Here is a 13,379-nt window from a genome sequence, read left to right as displayed (position 1 = left end):
TTTCGGCCGCCTTTCGGCGACCCCAGGCATGCTGGCAGCGCCGGCCGGACCGCGAGCGGACCGGCCCGGTCACAGGCACGTTCCAGGACATACGGGGGTCCGTCATGCATCCGATGATCAAGCCCGCCCTTCGGCGCGGCTGGCGCGATCGCAGCACCGTGCAGTTCGGGATGACACCGGCGCACGCGCTGACGCTGGGGCCGGTGGACACGGCCACGGGCAGCCTGCTGGACCTGCTCGACGGCACCCGGGGACTGGATCTGCTGCGCGAGGAGGGCCGGCGCATGGAGCTGCCCGACGGCCACGTCGACCGGCTGGTGCGGCGGCTGTCCCGTGCCGGGCTGCTGGACGACTCCCGGGGTGGCGGCCCGGCCGCCGACGCCCTGCGCGCGAAGTCCGGCGTCCTCGACCGGCTCCGCCCGGACCTGGCCTCGCTCGGTCTGACCACCGTCGAGCCGGGCGAGCCGCCCCTGGTGCTGGCGGCGCGTCGCAGCATGCGGGTGCAGGTCAGAGGAGCGGGCCGGGTGGGGGCGGCACTGGCGTCGCTGCTGTCCGGGGCGGGCGTCGGCGAGGTCGAGGTGCGGGACGTCGGACAGGTCGAGCCGTGGGACGTGGCGCCCGGCGGACTGCCCGCGGAGGCGGTCGGCGAGCGGCGGGAGGTGGCGGCCCGGCGGGCCGTGCGCCGGTGCGCGCCGGACCGGCCGCCGCGCCGCGCCGCCCGCACCCCTCTCTCCCAGGGTGATCCCGGCCACTCCCTGGTGGTGCTCGCCCCGCGGGACGACGTCGCCGTGCACGCGCCGGACCCGTCGTCCGCCGAGTCCCTCATGTCGTCGGGCACGCCCCATCTCTACGCCGGGGTGGTGGAGGGCACCGGTGTGGTCGGACCGCTCGTCCTGCCCGGCGAGACCGGCTGCGCCGGCTGCTTCCAACAGGGCCGCGTCGACCGGGACCCGGCGTGGCCGCGGCTGGTGGCCCAGTGGCGCTCGGGCCGTCAGCGCAGAGTGGGTGCCTGCGATCTGGCGCTGGCCGCCACCGTGGCGGGGCTCGCCGCCGCGCACGCGCTGGCCTTCCTCGACGGGCGGATGCCGTCCAGTGCGGGTGCGCGCTGGGAGGTGTCCCTCCCTCAGCTGCACTGGCAGCCCCGTCCGGTGGCCCCGCACCGTCACTGCCTGTGCGGGGCCGCTGACGCGGACCCGGACAAAGGTAAGGGAGAACACACCCCCGCCGACGGGGGGTCGCACGAGACAATGGCCGGGCACGGGTCGTCGAAGGAGTCCCGCCGTCAGGCGGACACGGAGCGGCCGGCAAGGACCTGGAGGGCGCATGTCTGATCTTCCCCGCAAGGCGGTCACCCGGACCGCCAAGCTGGCCGCTCTCCCGCTCGGCTTCGCCGGGCGGGCGACCTGGGGACTCGGCAAGCGGATCGTGGGCGAGTCCGCGGAGCTCGTCGGCCGCGAACTCCAGCAGCGCACCGCCGAGCAGCTCTTCAAGGTGCTGGGCGAGCTCAAGGGCGGCGCCATGAAGTTCGGCCAGGCCCTGTCCGTCTTCGAGTCGGCCCTGCCGGAGGAGGTCGCCGGTCCCTACCGGGCGGCCCTGACCAAGCTGCAGGAGGCCGCCCCGCCGATGCCGACCCGCACGGTGCACGCGGTGCTCGAGGAGCGGCTGGGTGAGGACTGGCCGGAACTGTTCCAGGAGTTCGAGGACAAGCCGGCCGCGGCCGCCTCGATCGGCCAGGTGCACCGGGCGGTGTGGCACGACGGCCGCGAGGTCGCGGTCAAGGTGCAGTACCCCGGCGCCGGCGAGGCGCTGCTGTCCGACCTCAACCAGCTGAGTCGCTTCGCCCGTCTGCTGGGCCCCCTGGTTCCCGGCATGGACGTGAAGCCGCTGATCACAGAGCTCAAGGACCGTGTCTCCGAGGAACTGGACTACGGCCTGGAGGCGCAGGCACAGCGGGCGCACGCCGAGGAGTTCGCCGGCGATCCCGACGTGGTCGTCCCGGACGTGGTCCACCAGTGCGAGCAGGTACTGATCACCGAGTGGATCGACGGCACACCGCTGTCGGAGATCATCGCCGACGGCACCGAGGAGCAGCGCGACCGGGCCGGACAGCTCCTGGCCCGCTTCCTGTTCTCCGGTCCCGCCCGCACCGGCCTGCTGCACGCGGACCCGCATCCGGGCAACTTCCGTCTGCTTCCCGGGGGTCCGGGGGGTGAGGACGACTGGCGTCTGGGCGTCCTGGACTTCGGCACCGTCGACCGGCTGCCCGACGGGCTGCCCGCCCCCATCGGCGAGGCGCTGCGCATGACGCTGGACGGCGAGGCGGAGGCCGTCTACGAGATGCTCTGCGCGGAGGGCTTCGTCAAGGAGTCCGTGGAGCTGGACCCCGACGCCGTCCTCGACTACCTCTCGCCGATCATCGAACCGGCGCGCGCCGACACGTTCACCTTCACCCGCGGCTGGATGCGCAGTCAGGCGGCCCGGATAGCGGATCCCCGTTCCCCGGCGTACCAGCTGGCCAAGCAGCTCAATCTGCCGCCGGCCTACCTGCTGATCCACCGGGTGACGCTGAGCACCATCGGCGTGCTGTGCCAGCTGGGTGCCACGGTCCGGCTGCGGGAGGAGCTGGAGGACTGGCTGCCGTCGTTCCTCCCCGAGGAGCCGGGCGTGGAGGACGAGGCGGCGCAGGCCTGACCGACCGGAGCGGCCGGTGTGACCGGGACGCGGCGGGCGTGGCGAACCGGGTCACCACCACTGCGGGTCCAGCCGGCCCTCGATCGCGCGCAGGTTCTCGCGGGAGCAGCGCTCGCAGTAGTGCAGGCGGGCGCCGTCCTCCACGGAGAGGGTCCAGGCCGGCTGCGGGGCTGCTGCGCGCAGACCGCAGCGGGCGCAGACCAGCGGCTCGGGCTCCGTCACGGGGCCGTCGTCGTCACTGCCACCGGGATGACTCGTCACCCGGCGACGATAACCCCGTGCGGAAGGCGCCGTCCGGCCAACGCACCGCGGGGGCCGGTCCGTTCACACGGACCGGCCCCCGCGGGAGATCGGGCCTCCGGCTGGGAGGCCGTCGCTTCAGGCGGACGTACGCCTTACTGCATGACCGCCATGGCGAGCGCGCGGCGGGCGCGCCGCGAGGCTCGCTCGGCCCGGCGCTGCATCCGGCGCGCGGTCACCAGGCCGCTGGCCTGACGTTCCCGCTGCGCCTCCTGCAGTCGCTCGTGCATATGCGCACGGGCCAGGGCTTCTGGGATGAGTTGCATCTCTCGGGTCCTGTTCTGGCGCGAGTCGTTCGCACCGCTGGTGGTGAAGTCTTCGGTCGCGGAGCCTGCGGGCTCGTGAGTGGACGGCGTCATCGGGGCCTGCTTCTGGGGGTCGTGCGTGAGGGGACGGTCGATCGTTCCGGGGGTGTTCATGCCGTGACCGGGTTCTTGCGCGGGCGGCCACGCGGCCGCTTCCGGGCGACGACGACGCCCTGGACGAACAGCTCGCCACCCCAGACGCCCCAGGGCTCACGCCGCTCCTTGGCGCCGGCGAGGCAGGCCTCGACCAGCGGGCAGGTACGGCAGAGGGACTTGGCGTACTCGACGTCCGCGGGCGACTCCGCGAAGAAGACCTCCGGGTCGTAGGAGCGGCACGGGACGGGTACGCCGAGGTTCTCGATGGCGTCGTCGAGCGCGGTGAGCGCGGTGAGCGGAGTCAAGGTCGGGTCCTCCGTGGAGCCGGGCTTGGGGATCGTGTCGGAAGGCGGTACGGACGGGACGTGCGCTTCGAGTTGCACGGGTCGTCTTCCTCGTCTGGTCGTGTCCGGCCGGTCGGCCGGGTGGCGGCTGGTACCGGGTTCTTTTTTCTTGTCCCGAGGCGCCTTGCTCTGCCTCCCCGTTCAGGGAAAACAGAAGGGCCGCGGATCCCGGATGGGGTTCCGCGGCCCTGAAGGCGCCGGCCTGATCGAATCAGGCTGGATCACTCCAGGGTTCTGGCCCACGGAAGGCCCACATCAGGTGGTGCTGCGTCGTCTGCTTCCGGAATCCGGCACCGGCCGCCGCAAAGGCATAGGCCTGCGCCTGTGCCGCTACTGCTGCTTCCAGTGCCTTGGTCGGTCGCTCATCGCGCTCACGGACCACAAGGCCCGCGGAGGCGGGGGAGGACGCCGGACGCACGGCAGGAATGCCGGACAGACCGGTGCCCCGGTTGGAGGCGCCGAGCATGCACAGGGAGACGGCCGAGCGATCGGTCAGTTTGACGCTGGTGCTGATGTTGATGCTGATCACTGGACTCGCCTCCTCTCGGCGTCTGGGGGACCGGGCGAACCGGTCCGCGGATATGCAAGTACAACACGGAATCAGGGCCTCCGAGAAGGCCACCGTCCCCGTGCCTAAGAACCTATGGGGATTCCCGGGGCATGCGCAAACTATTTTTCCGACGAGTTCGGATCAGTCCTGATCTTGTCCCTCGGCGAGGTCGCCGCCCGCGCAGAGGGCCAGAACGTCGTCGCCGTACCGGCGTAGCTTGCGCATCCCCACGCCGGGAATCCGGGCCAGTTCCTGCTCGTCGTCGGGGACGGCCTCCGCGATGGCGATCAGTGTCTTGTCCGTGAAGACGCAGAAGGCGGGCTGTCCGCTGCGCCGGGCCTGGTCGGCGCGCCAGTCGCGCAGCCGCTCGTACAGTCCCTCGTCCATGTCGGAGGGGCAGTCCTCGCAGCGCATCAGTTTCATCTCGCCGCCGTCGGTCAGCGTGCGGCCGCAGACCCGGCAGCGGGCGGGGGTGCGCTGTCTGCGGCGCGGCGCCGGCTCGGTCGCGGCGGGCGTCCTGGTGTAGGTGCCGCGCTCCACGCTTCCCGCACCGGCCGTGCCCGCGCGGCCCGCGGGGGTGTTCGACCCCGGGCGCAGTCCGTCGAGGAACCGGCTGGGACGCCGGTTGGGCCGGCCGCCCGGCGAGCGGGCGAGCGCCCAGGAGAGGTGGAGCCGCTCGCGAGCGCGGGTGACGCCGACATAGAGGAGACGGCGCTCCTCCTCGATCTGCTCGTCGGTCTTCGCGTAGGTGATCGGCATCATGCCCTCCGCGACACCGACCAGGAAGACGGCGTCCCACTCCAGGCCCTTGGCCGAGTGCAGTGAGGCGAGCGTGACGCCCTGGACCGTGGGCGCGTGCTGGGCGCCGGCCCGCTCGTCGAGTTCGACGACGAGATCGGCGAGCGTGGCGCCGCTCCGGGCGGCGGTGAAGTCCTGGGCGAGATGCACCAGGGCGGCCAGGGACTCCCAACGCTCACGGACCGCGCCGGAACCGGCCGGCGGCTGCGGCGTCCAGCCCTCGCCCGAGAGCACGGCTCGCACCTGGGAGGGCAGGTCGGGGGCGTCGTCGAGGAGCGCGTCGTTGCCGCCGAAGCGGGCCGCCGCGCGCAGGGCGGTGATCGCCTTGCGCACCTCGGGACGGTCGAAGAACCGCTCGGCCCCGCGCAGCTGGTAGGGCACGCCCGCGTCGGCGAGGGCCTGCTCGTAGATCTCGGACTGGGAGTTGGTGCGGAACAGGACGGCGATCTCGCCGGCCGGGACCCCGGAGTCGATCAGTTCGCGGATGCGGCGCGCGGCGCCCTCGGCCTCGGCGGGCTCGTCGGTGTACTCGGCGAAGACCGGGTCGGTCCCCGCGGCGCGCTGGGAGACCAGCTCCAGGCGGTGGTCGGCGGCCCGGCCCCGGGCCTGGCCGAGCAGGCCGTTGGCCAGGCGGACCACCTGGGGGGTCGAGCGGTAGTCACGGACCAGCTTGACGACGGTGGCCCCGGGGTGACGGATACGGAAGTCCAGCAGATGGTCGGGGGTTGCTCCCGTGAACGAGTAGATCGTCTGGCTGGCGTCGCCGACCACGCACAGGTTCTCCCGGTCGCCGAGCCACAGCTCCAGCAGGCGTTGCTGGAGCGGGCTGACGTCCTGGTACTCGTCGACGACGAAGTGCTGGTACTGGGCCCTGACCTGCTCGGCGACGTCCTGCCGGTCCTGGAGGACGGCGACCGTGAGGAGCAGTACGTCCTCGAAGTCGATGACGGAGCGCTCGCGCTTGAGTTCCTCGTAGGCGGCGTACAGCTGGGCGATCTCGGCGGGGTCGCGGGGCGCCTCCCGGCCGGCCTTGGCCGCGGCGGCCAGGTAGTCCGCGGGGACGGTCTGGGTGACCTTGGACCACTCGATCTCGGCGGTGACGTCCCGCAGCTCACCCCGGTCGAGCCGGATGCGGCAGGCGGCGGCCGCGTCGGCGACCAGCTGAACCTTGCGGTCGACCAGGCGGGGCAGGGAGCCGCCGACCGCCTTGGGCCAGAAGTACTGGAGCTGGCGCAGCGCCGCGGAGTGGAACGTACGCGCCTGCACACCCACCGCGCCGAGCTGCCGCAGCCGGCCGCGCATCTCCCCCGCGGCGCGGTTGGTGAAGGTGACGGCGAGCACACTGGAGGGCTGGAGGATCCCCGCCCGCACCCCGTAGGCGATGCGGTGGGTGATCGCCCTGGTCTTGCCGGTGCCGGCGCCCGCCAGCACGCACACCGGTCCGTGCAGCGCGGTCGCCACGGCGCGCTGCTCGGGGTCGAGCCCTTCGAGCACCGCGTCGGCCGAGTCCGGTACCTGCGGGAAGAGGGTGGAGTGCGTTGCTGCTGTCACACAGCCATGCTGCCAGGTCGCCCGGGACGGGTGAGCCGGTTGTCCACAGGGAAGGCCCCGCAGTCGTACGAATGCGGCAAGCGTCACGTCCCGGGACCATGATCGACGGGCCCGGCGGCGGGAATGCCTGCGCTTTCAAGTACGTTCCCCCCACACCGAGGACTTCCCCGAGCCGCCGAAGGAGCGCGACAGGCATGCAGGGCACTGTGACGATGTACAGCACCACGTGGTGCGGCTACTGCCGCCGGCTGAAGAGCCAGATGGACCGCGAGGGCATCGCGTACACCGAGATCAACATCGAGCAGGACCCCGAGTCCGCGGCCTTCGTGGAGAAGGCCAACGGCGGCAACCAGACGGTGCCCACCGTCCTCTTCGCCGACGGCTCGACGCTCACCAACCCGTCGCTGGCGCAGGTCAAGCAGAAGATCGGCGCCTGAGCGAGCGTCCCGCACACGACGGAGCGGGGTGGCTGTCCCTCACGGGATTGGCCACCCCGCTCCGTCGTGTCGGACGGCGGTCAGAAGGCGTTGCGCATCGGCAGGTCCTCGCCGTACCAGCGTTCGATCAGCCGGGCCGCGATCGAGATGCCGTAGGGCGGGAGCACCTCGCCGGACTCGAAGGCGGCGCGGAGCTCGTCGCGGGAGAACCAACGGGCTTCGTGGATCTCGTCGCCGTCCACGTTGATCTCTTGTGAGGTGGCGTGGGCGACGAAGCCGAGCATGAGGCTGGAGGGGAAGGGCCAGGGCTGGCTGGCGACGTACTCGACCTCGCCGACGCCGATGCCGACCTCCTCGTGGACCTCGCGGCGCACCGACTGCTCGATGGCCTCCCCCGGCTCGACGAATCCGGCGAGCGTGGAGAAGCGGCCCTCGGGCCAGTGGACCTGGCGGCCGAGCAGGATGCGGTCCTGGTCGTCGATCACGGCCATGATCACCGCGGGGTCGGTGCGCGGGTAGTGCTCGGCACCGCAGGCGGGGCAGCGGCGGATGTGGCCGGCCGCGGCGATGACGGTGCGCTCGCCGCAGCGGGAGCAGAAGCGGTGCAGCCGCTGCCAGTTCTCCAGGGCGACGGCGTGCACCATCAGGCCCGCTTCGCGCGGCGACAGGAGCAGCCCCGCCTCGCGCAGGCCCGCGGGACGGGCGGAGTCGTCCATGCGCCCGGGCAGGGCGTCCTTCTGCAGCGCGAAGTAGCTGACGCCGTCCTCGTCGGTGCCCAGGAAGTAGCGGTGTGCCTCGGTGAGCGGGGCCTCGAAGGAGGGGGTCATGACGAGTTCGGTGCGCCCGTCGGACGTCTCGTCGATGAGGACCTGGCCGCCCGAGACCACGAAGCAGCGGGTCGAGGGGTGGCTCCACGCCGCCGCGAGCCATGCCTCGTCGAGCCGGTGGTGGGCGGCGCGGTCGATGCCGCTCGGGGCGGTGAGCGAGATGGGGCGGTCGGCGGTGTGGTCGGTCCTGGTGGTCACGGGTGCTTCCAACTCCCCCGGGGGAACGGATCGGGTCGGCGGGCGGTCTGGCGGACGAAAGCGGGAGGGACCGGGTCCGGCGGGCGCGAGGCGCGGCTTCTCCAGTGTGCCGCGCGCGGGCGGGCGTTTCCGGACGGCGTGGGTGGTCAGGGGGCGTGCCGCCAGTGCTCGGCGAGGTCGCCCCAGAGGTGGGCGCTGGTCTCGGCGCCCTTGAGCAGCAGGTCCAGCTCGACCTTCTCGTCGGGGGCGTGCCAGCCGTCGGAGGGGACGGAGATGCCGAGGAAGAGCACCGGCGCCCCGAGGACGTCCTGGAGGTCGGCGGCCGGGCCGGATCCTCCCTCGCGCGTGAAGAGCACGGGTTTGTCGAAGGCACGCCCCATCGCCCGGACCACGGACCGCAGAGCGGGGTGGTCGAGTGGGGTGAGGCAGGGACGGGTGGCGGGGCTGAAGGTGATCTCGTGCCGGATGCCCTCCGGCAGCCGCCCGGGCACCCAGGCGCCGACCGCGTTCCGTACCTGTGCGGGGTCCTGGCCGGCGACCAGCCGGAAGGACAGCTTCACCGTGGCGGAGGACGGGATGATCGTCTTGCTGCCGGGGCCCTGGTAGCCGCCGCCGATGCCGTTGACCTCGGCGGTGGGTCGCGCCCAGATGCGCTCCAGGGTGCTGTATCCGGCCTCGCCCCCGGTGCCGTGCGACCGGGCGGTGCGCAGCCACCGCTCCTCGTCGAAGGGCAGCCGGGCGAAGAGGTCGCGCTCGCGGTCGGTGAGCTCGACGACGCCGTCGTAGAAGCCGGGGATCGCGACCCGGCCGTCCTCGTCGTGCAGGGCGGCCACCAGCCGGGCCACGGCGGTGGCGGGGTTGGGCACCGCGCCGCCGAAGGAGCCGGAGTGGATGTCCTGGTCGGGGCCGTACAGCCGGATCTCGCACTCGGCGAGGCCGCGCATGCCGGTGCACACGGTCGGGGTGTCCTCGGACCACATGCCGGTGTCGGAGACGATCACGGCGTCGGCGGCGAGCCGGTCGGCGTGCTGTTCGACGAGCGCCCGGAAGTGCGGGGAGCCGGACTCCTCCTCGCCCTCGATCAGCAGCTTCAGGTGGACGGCGGGGGTGGTGCGGCCGGTGGCGGCGAGGTGGGCGCGCACGCCGAGGGTATGGAAGAAGACCTGGCCCTTGTCGTCGGCGGCACCGCGCGCGTAGAGGCGGTTGCCGCGGACGACCGGTTCGAAGGGGTCGCTGTCCCAGCCGTCCTCGCGCGCGGCGGGCTGCACGTCGTGGTGGCCGTACACCAGGACGGTCGGCGCGGAGGGGTCGTCGGCCGGCCACTCGGCGTAGACGGCGGGGGCGCCGGGGGTGTCCCAGATCTCGGCCGTGGGAAAGCCGGTGTCCTTGAGGGCGGCGACGAGCCAGTCGGCGCTGCGGCGCACGTCGGGGGCGTGGTCGGGCTGGGCCGAGACGGAGGGGATACGCAGCCAGGCGGAAAGGTCGTCGAGGAACGCCGCGCGGTGGTCTGCGATATAGGTACGGACGGCGTCGACGGCATTGTCAACGGGCTGGCTCATACCTACGAGCCTATCGGCCCGCGGGGGTGTCCTCGGAGTGCGGAATCTCACCGTACGGATCCTCCAGCAGCAGTCGCTCCAGTTCGGCGCGGCCGGGGAGGCGCTCGGGACGCACCACTTCGCCGGTGCGCACGTAGAGGAAGGCGGCGCTGACGGCGTCCAGCGGGACGCCCTGCTGCTCGGCCCAGGCGAGCCGGTAGACGGCGAGCTGCAGCGGGTCGGCGGTGCGGCCCCGGCCGGTCTTCCAGTCGACGATCTCGTACGTGACCGCGCCGCCGTCCTCGCCCTCGCCGCCCTCGTGCCGGTAGACGGCGTCGATGCGGCCGCGGACGACGCGTCCGGCGATCGACAGCTGGAACGGCGCCTCCACGCGGTGGGGGGTGCGGTGGGCGTACGCGGTGCGTTCGAAGGCTTCCTTGAGGGCCTCCAGGTCGCGCTCGTCGGCGATCTCGGCGTCGCTTCCGGGCAGCTCCTCGGGGTCGAGCATCGGCAGGGTCAGCTCTTCGAAGCGTGCCTCGACCCAGGCGTGGAACCGGGTGCCGCGGCGGGCGGCGGGCTGGGGCGGCCGGGGCATGGGACGGGCCAGCTCCCGCGCGAAGCCGTCGGGGTCTTCAGCCAGCCGGAGCAGCTGGGAGGCGGTGAGGGAGGCGGGCAGCCGGACCTCGGTGACGCTGTCGCGGGCGCGCAGCAGCTCCCCGGTGAGGGCGTCCAGGTCGCGGTCCCAGGAGGCGACGGTTCGGGCCTCCTCGGGGGTGAGGCGGGCGTCCGGGGGCGTGAGTCGGGGCTCTTGGGGCGTGACGCGAGGCTCCGCGGGCGCGGGCGCCGGCAGGTCCGGGCCGCCGGGCACGCCTCGGGGCTGCGCGCGGGGCGCGTCAGGGGCCGTCGCCTGGTGCGGGACGACCGGGCGTTCGGTGGTCCACGCGTCCCAGTCGCCCGGGTCGGCGTCCGCACCGGGCCCGTCCTCGGCGAAGTCGTCGGCAGAGTCGTCGAGGTAGTCGTCGGGGAGGTCCTCCGGAAGGAACTCCTCGTCGTCCGGCGGGGGCGGCCAGTCGGGGTCGTCGTAGGTCTCCGGGTCGTGCACGGCCGCCGCGCCGCCGTCCGGGTGGGCGGCGAGACGGTCCAGATGGGCGAGGACGGTCGCCGCGGCGGCACGGCGCCGGGCGAGGGCCGCGTCGTCCAGGGGCAGCGGCCAGGCCTGGTCGTCGCCGGCCCGCCGCAGGGCCGGGTTCTCCTCGTCCTCGGCGGGTTCGTCCGCCCACGCCTCGATCTCGCCGTATCCGGCGGCGCAGTGCTCGTACAGGGCGAGCAGGAACGCGGAGGGCCCCCGGGGCTTCTTCTGGCTGGGGCCCCACCAGTGGCCGGAGCCGAGCAGCAGGGAGCGGGGGCGGGTGAAGGTGACGTAACCGAGGCGCAGCTCCTCGGTGTGCTGGTGCTCCTTCATGGCCTCGTGGAAGGCCTTCAGTCCCCGCGAGTCCCAGGAGGGCACGTCGGGCAGGGTGTCGGCGTCGCCGCGCAGCCGGTGCGGCAGCACCTTGCCCTGGGCGGTCCACTTCTCGCGGCCCCGGTCGCTGGGGAAGGTGCCGGTGACCAGCCCGGGCACGGCGACGACGTCCCACTCCAGGCCCTTGGACTTGTGCGCGGTGAGCACCTTGACGGTGTTCTCGCCTCCTGGCAGCGCGTTGTCCAGGCCCTTCTCGTACTGGGCGGCGGTGCGCAGGAAACCGAGGAAGGCGAGCAGGGTGGCCTCGTTGTCGCCGGCAGCGAAGGACGCGGCGATGTCCAGGAAGTTGGACAGGGTCTCGCGGCGCCGGGCGGCCAGGGCGTGCGGGGACGCGGACAGCTCGACCTCGAGTCCGGTGACGGCGAGGACGCGGTGCAGGACGTCCATGAGGGGGTCGGCGAGGGACCGGCGCAGATCGCGCAGCTCGGCGGCGAGGCGGGCGAAACGCACGCGCGCGTCCGGTGAGAAGGGCAGCCCGTCCTCGTCCCCGCCGCCCTCCAGCGGGGTCTCCAGGAACGTGTCGAGGGCGTCGGCGAGCGAGATCACCTCGGCGGGGTCGACGCCCTCGACGGCTTCGGCGAGCCGCCGGTCGGGGTCGTCGTCGCCGTCCACGCGCGTGTGGGACACCAGGCGGCGGGCGCGCCGGCCGAGCAGGGCGAGGTCGCGGGGGCCGATGCGCCAGCGCGGGCCGGTCAGCAGCCGGACGAGGGAGGCGTTCGCGCCGGGGTCCTGGAGGACCTCGCAGACGGCGACGAGGTCGGCGATCTCGGGCAGGTGCAGCAGCCCGGACAGTCCGACGACCTCGACGGGGACGTCCCGGGCGACCAGAGCGGACTGGATCTCGGCGAAGTCGGTCGCCGTGCGGCACAGGACGGCGATCTCGCCGGGCGCCTTGCCGGTGTTCACGAGGTGCGCGATCGAGTCCGCGATCCAGTCGATCTCCTCCGCGTGGGTGGACAGCAGGGCGCAGCGCACGGTGCCGTCGCGCTCGGCGCCGGGTGCCGGGCGCAGCGCCTCCACGCCCGCGTGCATGGCGCGCAGCGGCTCGGCGAGGCCGTTGGCGAGGTCGAGCAGCCGGCCTCCGCTGCGGCGGTTCTCGCTGAGCGACTGGCGGGTGGCGGGGCGGCCGTCGGCATGCGGGAAGTGCTCGGGGAAGTCGTCGAGGTTGGCGACGGAGGCGCCGCGCCAGCCGTAGATCGCCTGGCAGGGGTCGCCGACGGCGGTCACCGGGTGGCCGGTGCCGCCCCCGAAGAGCCCGGCGAGGAGGACGCGCTGGGCGACGGAGGTGTCCTGGTACTCGTCGAGGAGGACGACCCGGAACTCGTCGCGCAGCACACGGCCCACCTCGGGGAGCGTGGCGAGCCGCGCGGACAGGGCGATCTGGTCGCCGAAGTCGAGCAGGTCGCGCTCGCGCTTGGCGTCCCGGTATCGCAGCACCAGCTCGGCGAGTTCGCGGCGCGCGCCGGCGGCCTCGGGGACCTTGCGCAGGTCGGCGTTGGTGAGCTTGGTGTTCTCCAGGGCGCGGAGCAGTTCGGCGTCGTGGGCGCGCAGGTCCTCGGGCCGCACCAGGTGCTCGGAGAGTTCCGCGTCGAGGGTGAGGAGGTCGCCCACCAGGTCGGGGAAGGAGCGCGTGAGGGCCGGGTAGAGGCCGGGGGCCTCCCGCAGTACGCGCGCGGCGAGCTGGTAGCGGGTGGCGTCGGCGAGCAGCCGGGAGGTGGGCTCCAGCCCGATGCGCAGCCCGTGGTCGGTGAGCAGACGGCCGGCGAAGGCGTGGTACGTGGAGATCACCGGCTCGCCCGGGGGGTTGTCCGGGTCCGACAGGTAGGGGCCGGCGCGAAGCGTCGTCGATGAGGGGTGGTGGTCGGGTGACGGGAGGGCATCCGGGTCGGTGACGCCGGCCTTGATCAGGGCGGTGCGGACGCGTTCGGCGAGCTCCCCGGCGGCCTTGTTGGTGAAGGTGAGGCCGAGGACCTGTTCGGGGGCGACCTGGCCGGTGCCGACCAGCCAGACCACGCGCGCCGCCATCACCGTCGTCTTGCCGGAGCCGGCTCCGGCCACGATCACCTGCGGGGCGGGCGGCGCGGTGATGCAGGCCGTCTGCTCCGGGGTGAACGGGATCCCGAGGAGCTCCTTGAGCTGGTCGGGATCGGTGATACGGGCGGTCACACACCGAATCTAGCGGCGGGCGCTGACACCGGGGGCGTCCTGAGCCCGGCGGGAGA

Annotated in this window: 11 protein-coding genes; 3 read left to right on the top strand and 8 right to left on the bottom strand. The window is 73.3% G+C overall.

From position 1 onward, the window contains the following. Positions 1-104 precede the first annotated feature (104 nt). Together B100_RS0110445 and B100_RS0110440 are read left to right on the top strand one after the other, a co-directional pair. Complete coding sequence (locus tag B100_RS0110445; RefSeq protein WP_024884381.1) at positions 105-1,331, top strand: TOMM precursor leader peptide-binding protein; 1,227 nt, start codon at positions 105-107, stop codon at positions 1,329-1,331. Continuing rightward, positions 1,324-2,691, top strand: coding sequence for an ABC1 kinase family protein (locus tag B100_RS0110440; RefSeq protein WP_024884380.1), 1,368 nt, complete (start codon positions 1,324-1,326; stop codon positions 2,689-2,691). Before B100_RS0110445 ends, B100_RS0110440 begins: the two co-directional genes overlap by 8 nt. Positions 2,692-2,742: 51 nt before the next feature. Here the strand turns inward: B100_RS0110440 and B100_RS0110435 are convergent, their stop codons facing one another. The 5 genes from B100_RS0110435 to B100_RS0110415 all read right to left on the bottom strand — a co-directional run bounded on the left by B100_RS0110435 (position 2,743) and on the right by B100_RS0110415 (position 6,635). Next, complete coding sequence (locus tag B100_RS0110435; RefSeq protein ID WP_024884379.1) at positions 2,743-2,952, bottom strand: hypothetical protein; 210 nt, start codon at positions 2,950-2,952, stop codon at positions 2,743-2,745. Between the two features lie 134 nt (positions 2,953-3,086). Then, entirely contained in the window at positions 3,087-3,410 is a 324-nt protein-coding gene (locus B100_RS0110430; protein WP_024884378.1) for a hypothetical protein, read from the bottom strand. After that, positions 3,407-3,775 carry a WhiB family transcriptional regulator gene (locus B100_RS0110425; RefSeq protein WP_024884377.1) on the bottom strand — a complete coding sequence of 123 codons (369 nt, stop codon included), beginning with the start codon at positions 3,773-3,775 and terminating at the stop codon, positions 3,407-3,409. Before B100_RS0110425 ends, B100_RS0110430 begins: the two co-directional genes overlap by 4 nt. Positions 3,776-3,947: 172 nt before the next feature. Then, on the bottom strand, positions 3,948-4,265 hold the full coding sequence (locus B100_RS35420) for a hypothetical protein (RefSeq protein ID WP_078540821.1): 318 nt from the start codon (positions 4,263-4,265) through the stop codon (positions 3,948-3,950). Between the two features lie 162 nt (positions 4,266-4,427). Continuing rightward, entirely contained in the window at positions 4,428-6,635 is a 2,208-nt protein-coding gene (locus tag B100_RS0110415; RefSeq protein ID WP_199785231.1) for an ATP-dependent DNA helicase UvrD2, read from the bottom strand. Between the two features lie 194 nt (positions 6,636-6,829). Between B100_RS0110415 and B100_RS0110410 the strand changes: the two genes are divergently transcribed. After that, positions 6,830-7,072 (top strand): mycoredoxin, encoded by a 243-nt coding sequence (locus tag B100_RS0110410; RefSeq protein WP_024884374.1) that lies wholly within the window; start codon positions 6,830-6,832, stop codon positions 7,070-7,072. Between the two features lie 80 nt (positions 7,073-7,152). Here B100_RS0110410 and nudC read toward each other — a convergent pair whose 3' ends face one another. The 3 genes from nudC to B100_RS0110395 form a co-directional block, all read right to left on the bottom strand. Further along, complete coding sequence (gene nudC, locus B100_RS0110405; protein WP_024884373.1) at positions 7,153-8,097, bottom strand: NAD(+) diphosphatase; 945 nt, start codon at positions 8,095-8,097, stop codon at positions 7,153-7,155. Between the two features lie 146 nt (positions 8,098-8,243). Then, complete coding sequence (locus B100_RS0110400) at positions 8,244-9,656, bottom strand: dipeptidase (protein ID WP_024884372.1); 1,413 nt, start codon at positions 9,654-9,656, stop codon at positions 8,244-8,246. A 10-nt stretch (positions 9,657-9,666) separates the two neighbouring features. Further along, positions 9,667-13,323, bottom strand: coding sequence for a UvrD-helicase domain-containing protein (locus tag B100_RS0110395; RefSeq protein ID WP_024884371.1), 3,657 nt, complete (start codon positions 13,321-13,323; stop codon positions 9,667-9,669). Between the last annotated feature and the right edge of the window lie 56 nt (positions 13,324-13,379).

The organism is Streptomyces sp. CNH189 (assembly GCF_000527195.1).
This window is presented reverse-complemented; position numbering and strand designations above follow the sequence as displayed.

Coding starts and splice junctions, on each gene's coding strand:
- B100_RS0110410 (WP_024884374.1), top strand. CDS start 6,830: ATGCAGGGCACTGTGACGATGTACAGCACCACGTGGTGCGGCTACTGC.
- B100_RS0110445 (WP_024884381.1), top strand. CDS start 105: ATGCATCCGATGATCAAGCCCGCCCTTCGGCGCGGCTGGCGCGATCGC.
- B100_RS0110440 (WP_024884380.1), top strand. CDS start 1,324: ATGTCTGATCTTCCCCGCAAGGCGGTCACCCGGACCGCCAAGCTGGCC.
- B100_RS0110400 (WP_024884372.1), bottom strand. CDS start 9,656: ATGAGCCAGCCCGTTGACAATGCCGTCGACGCCGTCCGTACCTATATC.
- B100_RS0110430 (WP_024884378.1), bottom strand. CDS start 3,410: ATGAACACCCCCGGAACGATCGACCGTCCCCTCACGCACGACCCCCAG.